Annotated in this window: 21 protein-coding genes and 1 pseudogene; 11 read left to right on the top strand and 11 right to left on the bottom strand. The window is 69.5% G+C overall.

Translation table 11 applies throughout. From position 1 onward, the window contains the following. Positions 1-24 precede the first annotated feature (24 nt). From FHY03_RS13195 to lptG, 6 genes and pseudogenes are all read left to right on the top strand, one after another. A complete protein-coding gene (locus FHY03_RS13195) occupies positions 25-459 on the top strand; it encodes a MaoC family dehydratase (protein WP_183924807.1) in 435 nt (144 codons plus the stop codon). A gap of 186 nt (positions 460-645) precedes the next feature. Continuing rightward, entirely contained in the window at positions 646-1824 is a 1179-nt protein-coding gene (locus FHY03_RS13190) for an acetyl-CoA C-acyltransferase (RefSeq protein ID WP_183931259.1), read from the top strand. Positions 1825-1929: 105 nt separating this feature from the next. Next, a pseudogene (locus FHY03_RS21425) lies at positions 1930-2199 on the top strand (transposase); the annotation flags it as partial. A 31-nt stretch (positions 2200-2230) separates the two neighbouring features. Continuing rightward, positions 2231-2836, top strand: a complete 606-nt coding sequence (locus FHY03_RS13180; RefSeq protein WP_183931257.1) for a transposase — start codon at positions 2231-2233, stop codon at positions 2834-2836. A 303-nt stretch (positions 2837-3139) separates the two neighbouring features. Continuing rightward, complete coding sequence (gene lptF / locus FHY03_RS13175) at positions 3140-4318, top strand: LPS export ABC transporter permease LptF (protein ID WP_183924969.1); 1179 nt, start codon at positions 3140-3142, stop codon at positions 4316-4318. 35 nt (positions 4319-4353) lie between these two features. Beyond that, on the top strand, positions 4354-5409 hold the full coding sequence (lptG, locus tag FHY03_RS13170; protein ID WP_183931377.1) for an LPS export ABC transporter permease LptG: 1056 nt from the start codon (positions 4354-4356) through the stop codon (positions 5407-5409). Between the two features lie 273 nt (positions 5410-5682). Here the strand turns inward: lptG and FHY03_RS13165 are convergent, their stop codons facing one another. Then, entirely contained in the window at positions 5683-6786 is a 1104-nt protein-coding gene (locus FHY03_RS13165; protein WP_260158905.1) for a fatty acid desaturase, read from the bottom strand. 108 nt (positions 6787-6894) lie between these two features. Between FHY03_RS13165 and FHY03_RS13160 the strand changes: the two genes are divergently transcribed. Then, entirely contained in the window at positions 6895-8046 is a 1152-nt protein-coding gene (locus tag FHY03_RS13160; RefSeq protein ID WP_183931255.1) for an N-acetyltransferase, read from the top strand. A 75-nt stretch (positions 8047-8121) separates the two neighbouring features. Here FHY03_RS13160 and FHY03_RS13155 read toward each other — a convergent pair whose 3' ends face one another. Then, positions 8122-8385 carry a hypothetical protein gene (locus FHY03_RS13155; protein WP_183931253.1) on the bottom strand — a complete coding sequence of 88 codons (264 nt, stop codon included), beginning with the start codon at positions 8383-8385 and terminating at the stop codon, positions 8122-8124. A gap of 275 nt (positions 8386-8660) precedes the next feature. Between FHY03_RS13155 and FHY03_RS13150 the strand changes: the two genes are divergently transcribed. Both FHY03_RS13150 and FHY03_RS13145 read left to right on the top strand, forming a co-directional pair. Then, positions 8661-8837, top strand: a complete 177-nt coding sequence (locus tag FHY03_RS13150) for a hypothetical protein (protein ID WP_183924817.1) — start codon at positions 8661-8663, stop codon at positions 8835-8837. Next, a complete protein-coding gene (locus tag FHY03_RS13145) occupies positions 8834-9109 on the top strand; it encodes a hypothetical protein (RefSeq protein ID WP_183924819.1) in 276 nt (91 codons plus the stop codon). The genes FHY03_RS13150 and FHY03_RS13145 overlap by 4 nt, the downstream gene beginning before the upstream one ends. A 281-nt stretch (positions 9110-9390) precedes the next feature. Here the strand turns inward: FHY03_RS13145 and FHY03_RS13140 are convergent, their stop codons facing one another. The 6 genes from FHY03_RS13140 to FHY03_RS13115 all read right to left on the bottom strand — a co-directional run bounded on the left by FHY03_RS13140 (position 9391) and on the right by FHY03_RS13115 (position 16421). Continuing rightward, positions 9391-10200, bottom strand: coding sequence for a transporter (locus FHY03_RS13140; protein WP_183931251.1), 810 nt, complete (start codon positions 10198-10200; stop codon positions 9391-9393). After that, positions 10197-10967: an exodeoxyribonuclease III gene (gene xth / locus FHY03_RS13135; RefSeq protein WP_183924823.1), complete on the bottom strand. Its 771-nt coding sequence runs from the start codon at positions 10965-10967 to the stop codon at positions 10197-10199. Before xth ends, FHY03_RS13140 begins: the two co-directional genes overlap by 4 nt. Before the next feature lie 50 nt (positions 10968-11017). Then, positions 11018-11356 (bottom strand): iron-sulfur cluster insertion protein ErpA, encoded by a 339-nt coding sequence (erpA, locus tag FHY03_RS13130; protein ID WP_183924825.1) that lies wholly within the window; start codon positions 11354-11356, stop codon positions 11018-11020. Between the two features lie 388 nt (positions 11357-11744). Then, positions 11745-12878, bottom strand: coding sequence for a M23 family metallopeptidase (locus FHY03_RS13125; RefSeq protein WP_183924827.1), 1134 nt, complete (start codon positions 12876-12878; stop codon positions 11745-11747). Between the two features lie 466 nt (positions 12879-13344). Continuing rightward, on the bottom strand, positions 13345-13794 hold the full coding sequence (locus tag FHY03_RS13120) for a peroxiredoxin (protein WP_311721588.1): 450 nt from the start codon (positions 13792-13794) through the stop codon (positions 13345-13347). Next, the gene (locus FHY03_RS13115; RefSeq protein ID WP_260158904.1) at positions 13767-16421 is read right to left on the bottom strand and encodes a bifunctional [glutamine synthetase] adenylyltransferase/[glutamine synthetase]-adenylyl-L-tyrosine phosphorylase; all 2655 of its coding nucleotides are present in this window, start codon (positions 16419-16421) and stop codon (positions 13767-13769) included. The genes FHY03_RS13120 and FHY03_RS13115 overlap by 28 nt, the downstream gene beginning before the upstream one ends. A gap of 36 nt (positions 16422-16457) precedes the next feature. Between FHY03_RS13115 and FHY03_RS13110 the strand changes: the two genes are divergently transcribed. After that, positions 16458-16631 (top strand): hypothetical protein, encoded by a 174-nt coding sequence (locus FHY03_RS13110; RefSeq protein ID WP_183924833.1) that lies wholly within the window; start codon positions 16458-16460, stop codon positions 16629-16631. A gap of 238 nt (positions 16632-16869) precedes the next feature. Here FHY03_RS13110 and FHY03_RS13105 read toward each other — a convergent pair whose 3' ends face one another. The 3 genes from FHY03_RS13105 to FHY03_RS13095 form a co-directional block, all read right to left on the bottom strand. Next, positions 16870-17517, bottom strand: coding sequence for a sigma-70 family RNA polymerase sigma factor (locus FHY03_RS13105; RefSeq protein ID WP_183924975.1), 648 nt, complete (start codon positions 17515-17517; stop codon positions 16870-16872). A 112-nt stretch (positions 17518-17629) separates the two neighbouring features. Beyond that, positions 17630-17767 (bottom strand): hypothetical protein, encoded by a 138-nt coding sequence (locus tag FHY03_RS13100; RefSeq protein ID WP_183924834.1) that lies wholly within the window; start codon positions 17765-17767, stop codon positions 17630-17632. Positions 17768-18086: 319 nt separating this feature from the next. Beyond that, complete coding sequence (locus tag FHY03_RS13095) at positions 18087-18881, bottom strand: response regulator (RefSeq protein ID WP_183924835.1); 795 nt, start codon at positions 18879-18881, stop codon at positions 18087-18089. Between the two features lie 258 nt (positions 18882-19139). Here FHY03_RS13095 and FHY03_RS21110 point away from each other — a divergent pair, with 258 nt between their 5' ends. Next, on the top strand, positions 19140-19298 hold the full coding sequence (locus FHY03_RS21110) for a NepR family anti-sigma factor (protein ID WP_258047785.1): 159 nt from the start codon (positions 19140-19142) through the stop codon (positions 19296-19298). The last annotated feature ends 5 nt before the right edge of the window (positions 19299-19303 follow it).

The raw sequence follows: 19303 nt of genomic DNA, 5'->3' as shown, positions 1-19303 counted from the left end.
GGAATCGCGGTGACGGCCGAGGAGATGAGCCAGGCGGTCGGGCGCGAGAGCGTCTCCGACTGGGTCGAGGTGACGCAGGCGATGATCGATCGCTTCGCCGAGGCGACCGGCGACCACCAGTTCATCCACGTCGATCCCGAACGCGCGGCGCAGACGCCGTTCGGCACGACGATCGCGCACGGTTTCCTGACGCTGTCGCTGCTGCCGCTGCTGGCGGCACGCACCCCCGACGCGCCGCGGCTCGACGGTGTCACCATGGGGGTGAACTACGGGGGCAACAAGGTGCGCTTCCTCGCGCCGGTGCCGTCGGGATCGCGGGTGCGCGCGCGCTCGGTACTGGCCGACTTCGCCGAGAAGCGGCAGGGGGTTTACCAGTACACCACCGCCACCACGGTCGAGATTGAGGGGCAGGACAAGCCAGCGATGGTGGCGGAGTGGATCACGCAGGTGTTCGTGTGAGGGAAGTGCCCTGCCTTCCCCCTTCCGTCATCCCGGACTTGGTCCGGGATCCACCGGGCCCCATACTCATCCGCCGTCTGGCGCGCGGACGGGTGGATCCCGGACCAAGTCCGGGATGACGGCAGTGAGTGCAACGGCTGCCTCGAACCTCACCCCCTGCCCGACCCTCACTCAAGGACCTCACCCATGCGCTCCGCCGTCATCGTCTCCACCGCCCGCACCCCGATCGGCCGCGCCTATCGCGGCGCGTTCAACAACACGCCCTCGCCGACGCTTGCGCACCACGCCATCGCCGCCGCGGTCGAGCGCGCCGGGGTCGACCGTGCCGAGATCGAGGACGTGATCCTTGGCGCCGCGCTCCAGCAGGGGCATCAGGCGAGCAACATCGCGCGCACCAGCCTGCTGCGCGCCGGGTTGCCGACCAGCGTGCCCGGCATGTCGGTCGACCGCCAGTGCGCCAGCGGACTGATGGCGATCGCGATCGCGGCCAAGCAGATCGTCGTCGACGGGATGGACGTGACGATCGGCGGCGGGGTCGAGAGCATCAGCCTCGTCCAGACTCCCGAGATGCGTGTCGCGCCCGACAAGGAGCTACTGGCGATGCACAATGACATCTACATGCCGATGCTCCAGACCGCCGAGATCGTCGCCGATCGCTACGGCATCGATCGCGAGGCGCAGGACCAATACGGGCTCCAGTCGCAGCAGCGCACCGCGGCGGCGCAGGCGGCGGGCCGGTTCGACGACGAGATCGTCGCGGTCACCGCCACCAAGGCCAACGTGAACAAGGAGACCAAGGAGGTCAGCCACGAGCAGGTGACGCTGTCGCGCGACGAGGGCAACCGCGCCGACACCACGATCGAGGGGCTGCGCGCACTCAAGCCGGTGGTGGGGCCGGACCGCCACGTCACCGCCGGCAACGCCTCGCAGCTGTCCGACGGCGCCTCGGCCAGCGTGCTGATGGAGGAACGGCTCGCCGAACGGCGCGGGCTCACCCCGCTCGGCCGCTACGTCGGCATGGCGGTGGCGGGCACCAAGCCCGACGAGATGGGGATCGGCCCGGTCTATGCCATCCCCAAGCTGCTCGAGAAGAACGGGCTGACGATGGACGACATCGGGCTGTGGGAGCTCAACGAGGCGTTCGCGGTGCAGGTGCTCTACTGCCGCGACAAGCTTGGCATCCCCAACGAGCTCCTCAACGTGAACGGCGGCGCGATCTCGATCGGCCATCCCTATGGCATGTCGGGCGCGCGCATGACCGGCCATGCGCTGATCGAGGGCAAGCGCCGCGGTGCGAAGTACGTCGTGGTGACGATGTGCGTCGGCGGCGGCATGGGCGCGGCGGGGTTGTTCGAGGTGCTGTGAGGTCGCCGGCGCTGCATCTGCTCCTCCGCCTGGGGGGATTCCTCGGCGAAACCTCTGGCATGATGCGAGGTGACGGGATCCCCTGTGGGAAAGGGAGTACGGGCGATGGTCGAGCAGCGATCGTTGGTGGATGCATTGATCGATCCGCGCCTGGGGTCAAATGCGAAGCTGGCGGGGATTGAGCGTCTGGTCGACTGGAGCCAGCTGGAGCCGTTGGTCTCGTCACCGCGGCCAGGACGGACAAGTCGTCCGCCTCATGCGGCGCTGGCGATGCTGAAGGCGCTGTATCTGCAGGCGTTGCATGACCTGCCAGACCCGGATCTGGAGGAACCGCTGCTCGACCGGTTGTCGTTCCGGCGGTTCTGCGGCCTCGCGCTGGACGCAGGGACGCCGTACAGGCGACGCTGTGCCGGTTCGGTACCGCAGCGGCCGCGTCGGGGGTATCGGAGGGCTGCTTGCCGAGATCAACCGGCAGCTCGCTGCGCAAGGACAGTGTCTGCGCCGGGGCTCGATCCTCGATGCATCGGTGGTCAAGAGGATACGCTGGCCCTTGCGTGGAGACGGGATCGCGCCGGGCGACCCGCATCCCGGCGAGCCAGGCGCCGACTGGACCCGCAAGGACGGCAAACCGGTGTTCGGATATCGCTTCCACATCGGCATCGACGAAGGCTCGGGCCTCATCCGCACGCTCGCCTTCACCTCGGCCAGGGTCCAGGATGTCGAGCGGGCCGATGCGCTTGTCACGGGCGACGAGGCGGTGGTCCATGCCGACCGCGCCTATGAAGGGCAGGCGCGCCGCCACCGCTACAAGCCCGTGCTGCCACCCTGGCAGGCCCGGCGAAGCAACCTCATCGCCCGCCGACGCGCGCCCGTCGAAGCCGTCCTTCAGCGCGATGAAGCGTCTTTATGGCAAGGCCAGCACCCGATGCCTCTCCCTACAAGGCAACACCGCAGACTTTCTCGCTTTTGCCACCATCTACAATCTCAGGCGCGCCGCCATCCTCACCGCTGACTGATCCGGCGCGACACCGCACCCGCACCGCCCCCGCGCAGCGCTCAGCCAGTCGCCTCATAGGCCGCGGCTTGTCTCATCCATCGCCGATTACCTTGATATCCGCCGCGGTACCCTCGCTCCGCAACGGAATCCTTCAAGGGGAGGAGCTGGGCCCGACTCGCCCCACATTCCCGTGCACCGCCACGCTTTTCGCTGCTGACGCGCGCGCCGCGGGCCCGTATAGCCGCAGCCTCACCAGGGCCTTCACCGCCCGACGCCACGGGGCAGCGCCGCACCTTGTTCACCTCGATCGACCGCTACATGGCCCGGCTGATCGCGCTGCCGCTGTTCGCCACCTTGCTGATCGCCTCCATGCTGCTGATCCTCGACCGGATCGGCCGCCTGTTCGACTTCGTCATCACCCAGGGCGGCCCGGTGAGCGTGGTGTGGAAGATGCTGGCCAACCTGCTGCCCGAGTATCTCGGGCTGGGCATCCCGATCGGGTTGATGCTGGGCGTGCTGCTCGCGTTCCGCCGCATCGCCACCTCGAGCGAGCTCGACGTGATGCGCGGCGTCGGCATGAGCTACTCGCGGCTGCTGCGCGTGCCCTATATGTACGCGATCATCCTCGCCGCGCTGAACATCGCCATTGTCGGCTATGTCCAGCCGCTGGCGCGCTACAATTACGAGAAGCTGCGCTTCGAGCTGCGCACCGGCGCGCTCGGCGCCTCGATCAAGGTGGGCGAGTTCACCCATCTGGGCGATCGCATCACGCTGCGGATCGAGCGCAGCCAGGACAGCGGTCGGCGGCTCTCGGGCATCTTCCTCCACGCGCTGACCCCGCGCAACGACTGGGCCGGCGTCACCGCCGAGACCGGGCAGTTCCTGGCCACCGACGATCCGAACGTGATCATCTTCCGCCTCACCGACGGCACGCTGATCCACAATCGCCCCGACTTCCCGACGCCGCGCGTGCTGACCTTCAGCTCGCACGACCTGCCCATCAACCTGCCGCGCTTCGAGAGCTTCCGCACGCGCGGCGGCAAGAACCTGGAATATACGCTGCCCCAGCTCGCCCAGCTCGGCCACGCGCGCAACGCGAGCGAGGCGCAGCGCGACGGCAGCCGCGCCGAGTTCCACTTCCGCGTCGTCGAGGTGGCGATGATGTTCCTGCTGCCGCTGCTCGCGGTGTCGCTCGGTGTGCCGCCGAAGCGATCCAGCTCGGCGCTGGGCGTGTTCCTGTCGATCGTGATGGTGGTGACCTATCACAAGATCAATCAATATGCCGCGGCGGTGGGCGAGCGCGGCGCGGTCGACCCGCTGATCGCGCTCTGGGTGCCGTTCCTGCTGTTCGGCGCGCTGATCCTGTGGATGTATTACACGCTCGCCTATGTCCCGGGCGGCCAGCCCATCGGCGCGCTGGAGCGCTTCTTCGGCAAGGCCTGGGCGATGGTGGCGCGCTACCTGCCCGGCCGCCGCCGCAAGGAGGCGCGCGCGTGAGCGCCTTCTTCCCCTCGCGCACCGTCGCCGTCTACATGGCGCGGCTGTTCCTGACGCGCACCTTCGGCATCCTGTTCGGGCTGGTGCTGGTGTTGCAGACGCTCGACCTGCTGAGCGAAAGCGGGCGGATCCTCGCCACCGCGGGCAACGGCGATGCCGAGGTGTGGCGCTACGTCTCGCTGCGCGCACCGCAGATCATCTCGACCTTCCTGCCCTTCTCGGTGCTGCTCGGCACGGTGCTGACGCTGATCACGATGAACGCCAACAGCGAGGTGGTGGCGCTCAAGGCCTCGGGCCTCTCGGCGCATCAGGTGCTGGCGCCGCTGGTGATCGCCAGCGTCGGCATCGCGCTCGTCACCTTCGCCTTCAACGATCGCGTCGTCAGCCGCGCCACCGCCGAGCTGAGCGCGTGGCAGAAGGTCAATTACGGCGCGATGCCGCTCGACCGCGGCGATCGCGCCAACGTCTGGGTACGCGCCGACAACAATTTGATCTCGGCGGACCGGATCAGCGGGCGCGGCGAGGCGGCGCGGCTGGGTGGCGTCACCGTCTACGAGCGCAACCCCGACGGCGGGCTGCGCGGGCTGATCACCGCGCCCAACGGCCTGCGCCAGGGCGACGGCTGGAAGGTGTGGCCGGCCAAGCGCTTCGACGTCGCCTCTGGGGCGCTCACCCCGCTCGGCGCGGTGGTGGTGGCGCGCGGCGTCACCCCCGACCAGTTCACGCTCGCCAACGTCGACGGGGACGCGCTGTCCTTCGCCGGGCTGCGCGCCGCGATCTCCGACCTGGAGGAAGCGGGGAGGCCCACCAAGTCGCTCGAGGGCGTGCTGTGGCACAAGCTCTCGGGGCCGCTGTCCTCGGTGCTGATGCCGCTGCTCGGCGCGGTGGCGGCGTTCGGCATCGCGCGATCGGGCGCGCTGTTCGTCCGCGCGGTGATCGGCATGGCGCTCGGCTTCGCCTATTTCATGGCGGACAAGTTCGCCCTGGCGATGGGCAATCTCGGCGCCTACCCGCCCTTTCTCGCCGCCTGGGCACCGTTCCTGCTGTTCCTGCTGATCGGCGAGGCGGTGCTGTTGCGGACGGAAGAGTAGAGACGTGGTCGTGCCCGTTCTCCTGTGCACGCTGGAGTCGGGGGCGGAGGACGGTGACCTTCATGGCGCTGGGTTCCTGCGTCCGCAGGAACACGGCCGAGGGCAGCGAGGCCGTCATCTCACACTGCCGTCATCCTGAACTTGTTTCAGGATCAACCGTCCCGCAGGTGCCGCGATCGGTGATGCTAGGGCTGGGTGGATCCTGAAACAAGTTCAGGATGACGCTAGGCGGGGGACCGGGAAAAAGGCGGCAGGTCTCGCTGCTGCCCCCGCTCACCGCCCCCGCATCGTCGCCGCGGCGAGCTTGCCCACCAGCCCCGGCAGGCCGGCGTAGTTCGCCCTGTGATAAGGCGAATCCTGCTCCAGCACGCCGGAAATACGGCGGTGCGCCTCTGCCAGCGCGTGATACGGCAACCCCGGCAGCAGGTGGTGTAGCGCGTGGTACCGCAGCCCCACCGGCGCCCACAGCACCGGCAGCATCGCGGGCGGCGGCACGTTGACCGTATCGAGATACTGGGCGGTGACGCTCATCGGCTCGCCCTCATTCTCCCACAGATGCGCCACCAAGGTGCGCACCTGGTTGATCAGCGCGACCCCTGAGCCGACCGCCAGGAAGATCGCGAACGCCTTGACCGACACCGCGCCCGTGGCGGTCAGCGTCAGCAGAGCGATCGCCCACAGCGAGGTGCCGATCTCCCAGCGGGTCCACCGGGCCTTCTCCTCGCCCTGCGGCGCACGACGACGGAAGTGCGGGTTGATCGACAGCGCCGAGTAGCGCGCCACCACCGCCTCGCGCAGCCGCGGCGACAGCGCCGACACCGGCGCGAGCAGCGCGTAGCGGATCAGCAGGCCGATCGGTGCCAGCGCCGACACCAGGATGAAGACCGGCAGGGTCCATGGGCGCATCAGCGCCAGCGGGAGGTATTCGGGATCCTCCGAGGTGCCGTAGCGCGTCTTGGCATGGTGCAGGTTATGGACGCCCTCGTACATGAACGAAGGGATCATCATCGGCACGCCGATCAGCGCGTTCCAGCCGGCGCGGAAGCCCGGCACCGCGGCATGCTTGATGTGGCTGATCTCGTGGATCATGCTCATCCCGCGATACAGGGCGAGCACCGCGACGACCCCGGCGAGGACCGCCCAGCCGGTGGAGGCGACGGTCACCGCGACGGCGAGCGCGGCATAGCCGACCACCGCGGACCCGATCAGGTCGGCCCAGTAGAGCGCGGGGCGCGGCTGCACGAGGTCGCGGGTGAGCTCGGCGGCGGCGCGCAGCATCGCCTTGTCGTCCGCGACCGCCGCCCGTGTCGCCACAGGCGCGGTGGCCGCGTTCTCGCCCCGGCTCTCGAAGGTCATCGTGTTCATGGCGCTGTTCATTGCCCCAACATAGTGGCGACAGCGTGACCTTTACAGGACGCGCGCGCTCCCCGTTGCCAGTAAAAGCTCGCTCGCTATGATCGGTTTCTCCGTTTACGGGCGAGCGCCATGTCCGATCTCTCCATCACCCCGGTCACCACCAAGAGCGAGCGCAAGGCGTTCGTCGACCTTCCCTTCCGCCTCTACGCCGACGATCCTTATTGGGTCCCGCCGCTCAAGGGCGAGGCGCTGGGGCTGATCACGCCGGAGAAGAACGGCTGGTTCAGCCATGCCAAGGCGCAGCTCTTCCTGGCGCGGCGTGACGGCCGCGTGGTCGGGCGCATCTCGGCGCATATCGACACGCTCGCGCTCGAGATGCCAGCGGCGCAGGGCTTCGGCCCCGGTGTCGGGCAGTGGGGGCTGATGGATGCCGAGGACGAGGACATCTTCCGCGCCCTGCTGGCACGCGCCGAGGCGTGGCTGCGCGAGCAGGGCATGGTGCGCGCGCTCGGGCCGATCAGCATGTCGATCTGGGAAGAGCCGGGGCTGCTGATCCAGGGCTTCGATCAGGCGCCCACGGTGATGATGGGGCACCACAAGCCGGTCTATCGCGAATGGATCGAGCGCGCCGGCTACCAGCCCGCGAAGCAGCTGGTCACCTACGAGCTCGACATCACGCAGGAGTTCCCCCCGATCGTGAAGCGGATCATCCGTTCGGGCGAGAACAACAAGAGCATCGTCGTGCGCGAGGTGAACAAGAAGCGCTTCGACGAGGAAGCCGCGATCATCCTCGAGATCCTCAATGACGCCTGGTCGGACAACTGGGGCTTCGTCCCGCTCACCCCGCCGGAAATCAAGGACGTCGGCGTCAAGCTCAAGCCGATCGTGTTCAACGACCTGATCCGCATCGCCGAGGTCGACGGCCGGCCGGTGGCGTTCATGATCACGCTGCCGGACCTCAACGAGGCGATCCGCCCGCTGAACGGCAGCCTGCTCCCGTTCGGCTGGGCCAAATTGCTGCTGTGGCTGCGCAAGCCGCGCGTTCGCACGATGCGCGTGCCGCTGATGGGGGTGCGCAAGGAGCTGCAGTCCTCGCGGCTGGCCAGCCAGCTCGCCTTCATGATGATCGAGGCAATCCGCAAGGCGTCGGTGGCGAACTACGGTGCCTCGCGGGGCGAGATCGGCTGGATCCTCGACGACAATCAGGGGATGAACTCGATCGCCACCGCGATCGAGAGCCAGGTCAACAAGGTCTATCAGGTCTACGAGCGGACGCTCTGATCCGGGGGGAGCCGGCGGCGCCGCGCGCCTCGGCCGGCGCGGCGCCGCTCCCTCCCGTCCGCCCGGTGGCGGCCGTCACAGCTTCTCGGGAACCTTGACGCCCAGTTCCTTCCACTCGGCGCGCGTGTGGCAGGCACGCTGGATGATGTGTGACCCGGTCGCCTCGGTGTTGTAGCAGTAGCGCGTGTTGGGGTTGCGTGCCTTGACGCCGCCCTCGGCCCGGGTCGCGGCGGTGGTGGCGCTCGTGGTGGTGGCGGCCGCCGCGGGGCTGGTCGGCTCGGCCTGCGCGGGCGCGACGAGGATCAGGCTGGTGAGAGCGGCGACGATGGTGGCGTTCATGGCAGTGTCTCCCTGCCCCGTTGATCGGGGACGCCAGGTGCTTTGCAGACACCGTGCCAGTCCGACGATTTGACTTTTTCTGAGGGACTTACGCCCTTCACTCGTTCTGCGGCAGCAGCGTGGCCGCCGACATCCGGCGGATTTCGCCAGAAGATGGCGAGCCCTTGTGGATAGGCGCGGGGACCCCATCTCATAGCCACTGTCCAGATTTGACCACGCGAGCCTGGATAGCTGAGAGACCGACCGCGCTCCCGCTTGCACGCAGGGAGACCGACATGGACCTCAACGAACTCTACTCCCGCCATCAGATATCGATCGCGCGCGCGTCCGACGCGGCCAACGCGAGCGGTCGGGACGCTTACCGGATCTGCGCGAAGGGCTATGCCGCGCGGATCGCCGACGTGCAGTGGCTCGCCGGCGTCGTTCGCCCGACCCTGGTGGTCGCCGCGTGAGCGACCAGCCGCAGCCCGCCCCGCGCCCGCCGCGCCGCCCTTATTTCCGCCCGGCCAGCAGCGTCCCCAAATTGTCGCCCGAGAGCGCGGCGCGCGAGAGTCAGGTGGTCCGCGCCGCGACCGAGCGGCTCGGCCTCGCCGGCGCGATGGCCTTTCTCAACGCCGATGTCGGGTTGGGGGCTCGCCCGCTCAAGCTCGCCGCGGCGAGCGACGAGGGCGCGCGTCAGGTGCTCGAGCTGATCGCGGTGCAGCAGCCTGATGGGGCTGCCTAGCGACTGATCCATCGGCTTCGCACACGCGGGAGCCTGGAGCGGTAGGTGGCTCCGTTGGTAGCCCTGGGCTCCGGCGTTCGCCGGAGCACGCCGGTGGTTCAGATCGGGTGGGAGTGTTCCTCGGTTGAGCGTGCCCCTCTACTTCTCGTAGCGTCATCCTGAACCCGTTTCAGCGACCATCGCGCCGGTCGAACAGCGGTCGCGAGGTGTGCGGATCAATATATCCTGGGACGAGCTCGGGATGACGCCGGAGGAGGAGGAGCGGAGCGGTCCGCCCCCGCTCAGAACAGGAACGCGCCGCCCAGCACCAGGCGCATGTCGGGCGAGTCATGGTTCAGCCCCGCCACGGCGAGCAGGTCGATCTGCGTCCGCTTGGTCGGCTGCCACGCCAACGACCCTGCCGCGAGCGTCTGCGTGACATGGCCCGAGGGATCGTCGTCGCGCTCGAGCGAGAACTCCGCGACCGCGGTGAGGCTGTCGGTCAGCGCGTAGCCCAGGCCGACGACGCCGCTCGCGTCGAAATGCTGGCCCCCGCCCTCCTCGTTGGCCGCCGCGGTGGCGCGACCGGTAAAGTCGAGGCTCCACTTGTCGTTCATCTGCCAATAGACCGGCGCGATCACCCCGGCCGACCAGTCGCCGTCGCCGATCCCGCTGCGGCCGGTCGGGAGAGTGACATAGGGCTGTATCGCGGACGACAGAGCCCGCCCGTCGGGATGGCTCAGCGCGTAGCGATAGCCGATCGTCGTATCGCCCGCCCCCCACTTTCGTGAGACAGCGCCGGTGACCTTGTCGCGCGTCCGCAGCGTGCCCAACGGTGTGAACTCGACTTGCAGTTCGCTGTCGCGCGTCACGCCGATCCGCGCGGTGACGTCGCCGAACAACGTGAGGTCCTCGCGCGAGTCGCCGCTGTCGTCGCGCTGCCAATCCACGCCCGATAGCTCGACCTGCACCTGCCCTGGCATGGTGACGCAGCCGCTCGCGCCGAGTGACGGCCGGTTGGGACAGAATCGTTCGGTGACCGGCTCGTCCTGCGCGGTCGCGGGAGCGGCCACGAGCAGCAGCCCGGCGGCAAGCAGGCCGGCGCGAATCATCGCAGCCGCGCCCAGGTCGGCGCGTGGTCGCTCGCCTTCTCGCGGCCGCGATACTCCTTGTCGACGCCGGCTTCGACCAGCCGGTCGGCCACCGCCGGGCTGAGCAGCAGGTGATCGATGCGGAAGCCCGCGTCGCGCTGCCACGCACCCGCCTGATAGTCCCAGAAGGTCCAGACGCCGCCGCGCGGGTGGCGGGCGCGCAGCGCGTCGGTCCAGCCCTGCGCGACCAGCGCGCGATAGCCCTGGCGGCTCTCGGGCTGCATCAGCGCGTCGCTCGCCATCGCGCGCACGGAGAAGACGTCGTCGTCATTGGGTATGACATTATAGTCGCCCGCCAGCACCGCGGGCACTTCGCTGGCGAGAAGCTGCGCCGCGCGCGCGCGCAGCCGCTCGATCCAGCGCAGCTTGTAATCGAACTTGGGGCCGGGCTGGGGATTGCCGTTGGGCAGGTAGATCGACGCCACGGTCAGCCCGGCGACGTCGCACTCGAGGTAGCGGCTGTGCTCGTCCTCGGGCTCGCCCTCCAGCCCGCGCTGGCGCTCGACCGGGTCGGCCCCGCGCGCGAGCACCGCGACGCCGTTGAAGCCCTTCTGGCCGTGCCACACCGCGCCGTAGCCGGCCGCGCGCACCTCCGCCTCGGGGAAGGTCTCGTCGCTCGACTTGAGCTCCTGGAGGCACACCACGTCGGGCTGCGCCTCCTCAAGATACTCGAGCAGCCGGGGCAGCCGCGCCTTGATGCCGTTGACGTTGTAGGTGACGATCTTCACGCGCGACGATCTACCGCGCCGCGTGCGCTTTGTCTCGCCCCGCGCGCGCCTCAGACCGAGAAGCTGGTGCCGCAGCCGCAGCCGCTGGCAGCCTGCGGGTTCTCCACCTTGAACGAAGCGCCGCCGAGCGACTCGACATAGTCGACGCTGGCGCCGCGGACGAGATCGAGGCTCATGTCGTCGACCACCAGCCGCACGCCGTCGGTCTCTACCACAAGGTCGCTCGCCTCGGGCGCGTCGGCGAAGCCGAAGCGGTACTGGAACCCCGAGCAGCCGCCGCCCTCGACCGCCAGGCGCAGGATCGCGGGCTTGTTCTGCCGCGCCGCGATCGCCGCGACGCGCGCGGCGGCGGCAGGGGTGAGCGCGATAGCGGGTGCGAGCGTGGCCATGCGGTCAAGATAGGCGTGAGGAGCGGCGGGGGAAAGGGGCGCTTGATACAGGAGAGCGCACCGCCGATGGATCACTGCGGGCGTATGGCGCCCTCGCTTGCCTGCCGTCACTCCGGCCTTCGCGAGACCTTTGCAGCCTCCCCGTCATCCCGGACTTGGTCCGGGATCCACCGTGCCGCAAACCGACGGCGCGTTGTTCTCGAGGAGGCGTGGATCCCGGAACACGTCCGGGATGACGGAAGACGAGGAGCGTTGCGCGAGCCTCGCAAAGGTCTCGCCTTCGCCGGGCTGACACGGAACAACGGTCGCGACTATAGCCACTTACCTCAACGAGAAAGGGCCGGCCCGCTCGGCGCGGCGCCGGCCCTCCCCTCCTAAAGCGAAGCGATCAGTCCTGCGGCGCGGGACCCGAGGTCGACACCGGGATCTGGCCGACGGCGCGGTCCTGCGCGGCCATCAGGTAATCGGCGGTGGTCAGGAACGGTACCGGGTTCACCGCGTGGCCGTCGATCCGGACCTCGTAATGGAGGTGCGGGCCGGTCGAGCGCCCCGTCGAGCCCATCAGCGCGATCAGCTGGCCGCGCTTCACGCGCGTGTTGTCGGAGACGAGGATCTTCGACAGATGGCCGTATCGCGTCGCGATGCCCTTGCCGTGATTGATCTCGACCATGTTGCCATAGCCGCCCTGGCGACCGGCGTGGCTGATCACACCGTCGGCGGTGGCGTAGATCGGCGTGCCGCTCGGGCCGGGGATGTCGACGCCGGCGTGCATCGCCGCGGTACCGCGGAACGGGTCGCTGCGGATGCCGAAATTGCTGGTGAACTGCAGCTTCTGCACCGGCTGCACCGAGGGGATCGCGATCACGCCCTGCTCAAGCCGGTCGAGCTTCTTCCAGCTCATGAACAGCGAGCGGAACTGCTGGTCGGCGGCGAGATCGGCGCGCGCCTCGGCGCTGTTGGCCTCGACCAGCGGGCCGCCCATCGCGCTGCCGCCCTTAGCGAGGCGCGCGGTGGAAATGCCGAGCTTGCGCACCGTCTTGGCGGTCACGGCATAGCGCTGGTCGAGCTCGCGCTGCGCCACCGCGGCGAGCTCGGCCTGGCGCGTCTCGACGCGCAGGAAGGGCTTGATCGTGTCGGCGGCGAGGCGGGTGGCGTCGGGATCGATCGCCAGCGTCGCGCGTGCCAGCTCGCGGCTCTCGCCCTCGCCGGTCAGCGCGGCGGCGAGCAGCGCCTGGCGCTGCTCGATACGGCTGGCGTGGAGCTCGGCGGTGCGACGAATGGTGGCGACACGGGTCTGGAGCTGGGTGACCTTCTGCTCCATCTTGGCCAGCTTGCGCTCACTGGTCGGCGCCGCCTTGAGCCCGGTCGCGACCGCGACCTGCTGGCTGGCGGCGACCGCGCCATAGCTGGCGAGGCCGAGGACCATCGCGGCGCCGCCGCGTGCCATCAGGCGGCGCGTGCCGTAAGCGGCGCGCAGGCGATCGAGCGGGCGCGCGGCCGGCGTGAGAGCGGTGTCGTTCATCGAACCCCAGATCAAAGACTGCGACCGGGCGGCGGGCTGCCGCGCGGTCTTCCCCTTTTCTCGTACTGTCACCCCGGAGACGAAGCCTCCCAGGCCCAAAGGTTTGTGACCTGAGCAGGGTTAATCGGGCAAGAGCAGCGGCGCCGGAGCGCGCCCGATCGACGGAGAGACGCGGCGAGTCGTTGCAATTCGCCGAGTCGAGTAGCCAGTGAGCGCGTGTTTTGCGTGAGTTGAAATCGATTCTTGGTGGCGGATCGGCGCGAGTGACTGGCACGCGGCCAGGGTTTGCTCCGATGTGGAGCGATGGAGCAAGTTCGATTTCTGAGACGATTGGGCGTAGCAGAGGCAAGACAAGCCTCCGTCATCCCGGACTTGGTCCGGGATGACGGTGGAGCTATTGACGACTACGCATCACGCAGCGGCGCCCTGATCGCGCTAGCGACGCGCGTCCGCTCGGGCTCCTGCGTCAGCCCAGCGCGCGCGCCGCCTCCAGCACCTCCTCGGCGTGGCCGGGCACCTTCACCTTGCGCCACGCGCGCACCAATCGCCCGTCGGCGCCGTAGAGGAAGGTGGCGCGCTCGATCCCCATATAGGTGCGGCCGTACATCTGTCGCTCGCCCCATACGCCGAACGCCTCGGTGACGCTGCCGTCGAGGTCGCTGCCGAGCGGAATGCCGAGCCCGTGGCGCGCGATGAACTTGTTGTGCTTGGCGATCGTGTCGCGCGAGATGCCGATGATCGCCGCGCCCGCCGCGGCGAAGCGGCTCGCCAGCGCGGAGAAGTCGAGCGCCTCATGGGTGCAGCCGGGCGTGTCGTCCTTGGGATAGAAATAGACGATCAGCGGTCGCGGCAGGTCGCGCAGCCGCAGCGGCGCGCCGTCGGTGCCGGTCACGGTGACGTCGGGGATGGTGTCCACGCGATACTCTCCTGCCACTGGGCGGCGACGCTCTCGCGCACCCGGTCCAGCGTGGCAAGCAGCGTTTCCCAGTCGGGCAGCATCACCGCGCGCGCGATCAGCGCGCGCGTCGCCGCCGCGCCGGGCTCCTGCGCGTCGGGCGCGACCAAGCGGCCGGTCACCAGCAGCCGGGCGAGCAGCGCATAAGCGTCGCGCATCGCCGGCGCGAGCGCGCCCTCGGCCACCAACGCGTCGATCGCGACGCTAAGCCGCGGGTCGAAGCCGCGCCGCCGAGTCAGTTGGGTGACGTGCACCGCAAACTCCAGGTCGACCAGCCCGCCCGGCAGCAGCTTGGCGTCGAGCGGCCCCTGCGGCGGCTTGTGCCGTGCCATCTCGGCGCGCATCTCGGCCGCCTCGGCGGGCACGTCGCGCACCGGCCGATCGCCCGCCAGCACCGCGGCGACGATCGCCTCCACCGCGGCCCGCGCATCGGGCGAGCCGAAGACGGCGCGCGCGCGGGTCAGCGCCATATGCTCCCAGGTCCACGCTTCCTCGCGCTGGTAGCGCGCGAAGCTGTCGAGGCTGACCACCAGCGGACCCTGCGCGCCGGAGGGCCGCAGCCGCGTATCGACCGGGTAGAGCGGCCCCGCCGCGGTCGGCACCGACAGCGCCGCGGTGACCCGCTGCGCCAGTCGCGTGAAATAGAGCGTCGCGCCGAGCGGCTTGGCGCCGTCCGACTCGGCGGTGAAGTCGCCGGTGAACAGGTAGATCAGGTCGAGGTCGGAGGCGTGGGTCAGCGCCATCCCGCCCATCCGGCCGAGCGCGAGGATGACCAGCTCGCCGCCCGGCACGCGACCGTGCGCGCGCTCGAACTCGGCCGCGGCGGCGCTCGCCAGCGTCTCGATCGCCGCCTCGGCCACGCGCGCATAGCCGGCCGCGACGTCGAGCGGGTCGGCCGCGCCGGCGACGATCTGCGCGCCGAGCGCGAATCGCTTTTCGCCGACGACCCGCCGCACGTGATCGAGCAGCGCCTGATAATCCGCCCCCTCCTCCACCGCGCGCATCTCCGCCGCCAGCGCCGCGATCCCGCCGACGGGCGCGAAGGCGCTCGCGTCGATCAGCCCGTCGAGCAGGTTCGGCCGGCGCGCCAGCTCGTCGGCCAGGGTCGGCGCGTGGCTGAGCAGTTCGGCGAGCAGCGAGGTCAGCGCCGGGCGCGCCTCGAGCAGGCGGAAAACGTTGACCGCGCTCGGCAATCGCTCGAACAGCCGGTCGAGGCGGTTGAGCGCGACCGCGGGCACCGGCGCCTGCGCCAGCGCGCCGACCAGCGCCGGCAGCACCGCCTCCAGCGCGCTCTGCGCCGCCGCGGAGCGCAGCGCGGGGTAACGTCCCTCACGCCAGGCGGCGACGCGGCGCACCGCGTCCTCGGCGTCGGCGAAACCGGCCTCGCTCAGCGTGCCGCCCAGCCGTGCGGAGTCGAACGGCAGACCCGCCGCGGAGACGGGGGCGAGCCGGTCGAACGCCGCCGCGACCCGCTCGACCTGCGGCGCGAGCAGCGCGAGCAACGCCGCGCCGTCGTCGAGCCCGTGCAGCCGCGCGACCCGGTCAAGCGCCTCTCCCGCGGGCAGCGCATGGGTCTGGCGGTCGTCGATCATCTGCACGCGATGTTCGATCGTGCGCAGCAGCGTATAGGCCTCCGCCAGCGCGGTGGCATCGGCGGCGTCGATCCGTCCCGCGGCGGCGAGCGCGGCGAGCGCGTCGCGGGTCGCCGGCGCGCGCAGCGACGCGTCGCGGCCGCCGTGAATCAGCTGGTGGATCTGCGCGAAGAACTCGATCTCGCGGATGCCGCCGCGGCCGCGCTTGAGGTCGTAGCCGGGACCGAACCCCTGACCCTGCGCGTGATGGTCGCGAATGCGGCGGGTGATGTCGAGGATCTCGCCGACCGCGCCGAAATCGAGGCTGCGTCGCCACACGAACGGCCGCACCGCTTCGATGAAGCGGGCGCCCAGCGCGCGGTCGCCGGCAGCCACGCGCGCGCGGATGAAGGCGGCGCGCTCCCACGGCAGCGCCTGCGACTCATAGTAACTCATCGCCGCCTCGATCGGGATCGCGATCGGCGTCGCCTCGGGCGAGGGGCGCAGCCGGAGGTCGACGCGCAGCACATAGCCGTCGGCGTCGCGTGCCTGGAGCAGCTCGAGCACGCGCCGGCCAACCCGTACCGCCGCGTCGGCGACGTCCTCGCGCGCGCGGCACGGCAGGGTCGCTGGGTCGTAGAGGAAGATCGGGTCGATGTCGGATGAATAGTTGAGCTCGCGGCTGCCCTGCTTGCCGAGTGCGATCGCGACGAAGCCGCGCGGCGCGGCGTCCGGCGTGCGTTCGGCGATCGCGCCGGCGATGGCGCGGTCCAGGGCTGAGTCCGCGAAGTCGGTGAGCCGCGCGGTAACGGCGGTGAGGTCGAACGCGCCGGCGAGGTCGCCCAGCGCCACTTCTAGCGCGAGCGCGCGTCGCTCGAGCCGAAGCTGCCGGGCGAGCGGCAGGTCAGGAAGCGAGAGTGCGGCGGCGGTAGCGGTCTCGCGCTGGAGCAGCGTGTGCAGGAAAGGCGCAAATCGTTCCGCCCGCCGGCGCGCCTCGTCGAACCGGGGAGTCATCATATCGAAACCTAAGCCGGGGTCGCACGTTGCCGCAACATGGTAGCAGACCTTCCTTCCCCATTCAGCGGCCCGCGCGGCGATTATATCGTGCGCGCGCCGCAGGCCGGGGACGTGCTCGCAGGGTCGCTGCGCGCGGCCTATCGCCGCGACAAGGCGTTGCCGAGCGACATGGCGCGCTTGCTGTCGAAGCTGGGTGGCGGCGGGCACTGACGAGCGGGGCGGGGGCGGCGACGCTTAGCCCCTGGGTCATCATGGCGTCGTCCTGAAGTTGTTTCAGGATCCACGTGTCCGAATGAGCGTCACTGAAACGCGGGCGGGCCAATCGCCGGCTAATTCAAGTGAGGCGTGAGACAGAGCGTCGCGCGCGGCGGGGTGGCGGGCCCATGCGGCGAAGTGGATCCTGACACAAATTCAGCACGACGCCGGGATCGAGCCCTACGCCAAAGCCTCAGGCGTCGCGGTCGCGGCTCAGCTCGTCTACCTCGTTCATGATCGAATCGAGCGTCGTGCGATCGCCGCTCACCTCATGATCGCGACGCGACGAGAGCGCGCCATCGGTCATCAGCGCCTCCAGCGCGACGCGGCCGCGCGCGACGCGGCTCTTGATCGTGCCGACCGCCACGCCGCAGATCTCGGCGGCTTCCTCATAGGCGAAGCCGCCCGCGCCGACGAGGATCAGCGCCTCGCGCTGCGGCTGCGGCAGGTGCATCAGCGCACGCTGCATGTCGGCGAGCTCGACGTGCTTGTCCTGGCTGGCGGGCGCGGCGAGCACACGGTCGGCGACCAGATCGTCCCACTCGCCCTTGAAGCGCGCGCGACGCATCTGGCTGAGAAAGAGGTTGCGCAGGATGATGAAGGTCCAGGCCCGCATGTTGGTGCCCGCCTGGAAGCGCTTGCGCGCCGCCCAGGCCTTGAGCAGCGTTTCCTGCACCAGATCGTCGGCGAGGTCGCGGTTGCCCGAGAGCGAGCGACCGAACGCACGCAGATGCGGGATCACCAGCGCGAGCTGTTTCTTGAACTCGGGATCCGACAGCGCGACATATTCCGTCGGCGCCGGGGCCGACGCCTCGTTCGCTTGCGAGGGTGATTGGGTCATGCCGCTCCGTCGTGCTGGCGCGGCGCCGTCCTGGCGCTCGTCCGAGGCTGGAAGATAGGTATCGGCCGGCCGGTTGGCCAGCCCGTCACGCACCACTTGTTCGAGCATCGCGTCAGGACAGGAGGATGGCGGCGAAGGCCACGACGATCAGCACCAGCGACGCCGCGAGGATGTAGCGAGTCATGCCCGGCGTACTGCCGGCGCGGGCCTCGTCGGTCTCGAGATGAACTCGATTGTTGTCGTCTGCCATGAGGCTCAAACGCGCATCGACCGTTTTGGGTCCGTAAGGATGGGAACAAGCCGCGGAGGCGACGGGGGTTTGTTAGGCGACGGGTTGCGGTTGGCCGTCAGTGTTATCCGTCTTCGTCTACGACGCGCTGCCGGCCGAAGGTCTCGTTGCAGATCCCACATCCGCCTCTCTCCCGTCATTCCCGCAAAGGCGGGAATCCAGACGCGCTGACGTCAGCGACGAAATCGCCACGACAGCGCGTCTGGATCCCTGCCTTCGCAGGGATGACGGTGGTGAATGGGGAGACGCCAGCAAGAGGACGAAACCTCTCGCCCCACGCTCACGCCGGGACGGTGGTCTCGTCGAAGAACAACGCCTGGCTGATCGCCGCCTTCACCGTCGAGCGCTGGAACGGCTTGGTGATCAGGAAGGTCGGCTCGGGCCGCTCGCCGGTGAGCAGCCGCTCCGGGAAGGCAGTGATGAAGATCACCGGCACGTTGAACTCGGCGAGGATGTCCTTCACCGCGTCGATGCCCGAGCTGTCGTCGGCGAGCTGGATGTCGGCCAGCACCAGGCCGGGGCGATCCTCCATCGCCAGCGCCACCGCCTCGTCGCGGGTCACCGCCACGCCGGTGACCTCATGGCCGAGGTCGCGCACGATCGACTCGATGTCCATCGCGATGATCGGCTCGTCCTCGATGATCAGCACGCGCGCGCGGGTCTGCTTCTCGATCTCGGCGAGTGCCTCGGCCACCAGCGAGTCGACCTCGGACGGCTCGACCTCGATCAGATAGGCCGCGTCCTCGGGCGTGAAGCCCTCCATCGCGGTGAGCAGCAGCGCCTGGCGCGACAGCGGCGTCATGCGCGAGAGCCGCGCGCGGGCCACCGCCTCCTGCTCCTCGGCCGGCTCGCTGCTCTCGACCTCGTCGAAATTGGCCGAGTTCCAGATCGCCTGGAAGGTGCGGTAGAGACCGAGCCGCGGGTCGACGTCGCGCGGGAACTGATCGGGTGCGGCGACGATCGCCTCCAGCGTCGCGCGGACGTAGCGGTCGCCCTGCGCCTGGCTCCCCGTCAACGCGCGGCCGTAGCGGCGCAGGAACGGAAGATGCGGCGCGAGTTGTTGTCCGAGCGACATGTGTAGAAAGCCCTCCCTCACGGCATGGCGCGTGGGCGCCGCCGTGCGTCGTGATACCGGTCGTGGACGGTGCGCAACCGTGGCAATAAGTTCCCCCCGGCCGGCGATTTTCGTCGCACGGCGGGGGAACCATCGAGGGGCTATTTGGTTTCATCCGCCGAGCGCGGCCAACCGTGCCAGCAGCATATGGATGTTCCATCGTGTTCCGCTCGACCCGCCCAGCGGTCGCTGGGGCCGGGTTGTCTTGGGGGGTAAGCGTTGACGTCGGACAAGAAAGCGCCGGAGAAGCCGAAGAAGGGCACCGTCGCGCACTCGAAGAATCGGGACATGGGTTCGGCGTTGCGCTCCGTCTATCAGAAGACCGTCGAGGAAAGCGTGCCGGACGATCTCCTTTCCCTGCTCGGCAAGCTTGACTGACCGAG

Origin of the sequence: Sphingomonas sp. BK345 (assembly GCF_014193845.1) — a bacterium.
Lineage (GTDB): Bacteria > Pseudomonadota > Alphaproteobacteria > Sphingomonadales > Sphingomonadaceae > Sphingomonas.
This window is presented reverse-complemented; position numbering and strand designations above follow the sequence as displayed.

What these genes read in the sequence shown, in the direction of transcription:
- FHY03_RS13195 (WP_183924807.1), top strand. Translation starts at nt 25, where the DNA reads ATGAGCCAGGCGGTCGGGCGCGAGAGCGTCTCCGACTGGGTCGAGGTG.
- FHY03_RS13190 (WP_183931259.1), top strand. Translation starts at nt 646, where the DNA reads ATGCGCTCCGCCGTCATCGTCTCCACCGCCCGCACCCCGATCGGCCGC.
- lptF (WP_183924969.1), top strand. Translation starts at nt 3,140, where the DNA reads ATGGCCCGGCTGATCGCGCTGCCGCTGTTCGCCACCTTGCTGATCGCC.
- lptG (WP_183931377.1), top strand. Translation starts at nt 4,354, where the DNA reads ATGGCGCGGCTGTTCCTGACGCGCACCTTCGGCATCCTGTTCGGGCTG.
- FHY03_RS13165 (WP_260158905.1), bottom strand. Translation starts at nt 6,786, where the DNA reads ATGAACAGCGCCATGAACACGATGACCTTCGAGAGCCGGGGCGAGAAC.
- FHY03_RS13160 (WP_183931255.1), top strand. Translation starts at nt 6,895, where the DNA reads ATGTCCGATCTCTCCATCACCCCGGTCACCACCAAGAGCGAGCGCAAG.
- FHY03_RS13155 (WP_183931253.1), bottom strand. Translation starts at nt 8,385, where the DNA reads ATGAACGCCACCATCGTCGCCGCTCTCACCAGCCTGATCCTCGTCGCG.
- FHY03_RS13150 (WP_183924817.1), top strand. Translation starts at nt 8,661, where the DNA reads ATGGACCTCAACGAACTCTACTCCCGCCATCAGATATCGATCGCGCGC.
- FHY03_RS13140 (WP_183931251.1), bottom strand. Translation starts at nt 10,200, where the DNA reads ATGATTCGCGCCGGCCTGCTTGCCGCCGGGCTGCTGCTCGTGGCCGCT.
- erpA (WP_183924825.1), bottom strand. Translation starts at nt 11,356, where the DNA reads ATGGCCACGCTCGCACCCGCTATCGCGCTCACCCCTGCCGCCGCCGCG.
- FHY03_RS13125 (WP_183924827.1), bottom strand. Translation starts at nt 12,878, where the DNA reads ATGAACGACACCGCTCTCACGCCGGCCGCGCGCCCGCTCGATCGCCTG.
- FHY03_RS13115 (WP_260158904.1), bottom strand. Translation starts at nt 16,421, where the DNA reads ATGATGACTCCCCGGTTCGACGAGGCGCGCCGGCGGGCGGAACGATTT.
- FHY03_RS13110 (WP_183924833.1), top strand. Translation starts at nt 16,458, where the DNA reads ATGGTAGCAGACCTTCCTTCCCCATTCAGCGGCCCGCGCGGCGATTAT.
- FHY03_RS13105 (WP_183924975.1), bottom strand. Translation starts at nt 17,517, where the DNA reads ATGACCCAATCACCCTCGCAAGCGAACGAGGCGTCGGCCCCGGCGCCG.
- FHY03_RS13100 (WP_183924834.1), bottom strand. Translation starts at nt 17,767, where the DNA reads ATGGCAGACGACAACAATCGAGTTCATCTCGAGACCGACGAGGCCCGC.
- FHY03_RS13095 (WP_183924835.1), bottom strand. Translation starts at nt 18,881, where the DNA reads ATGTCGCTCGGACAACAACTCGCGCCGCATCTTCCGTTCCTGCGCCGC.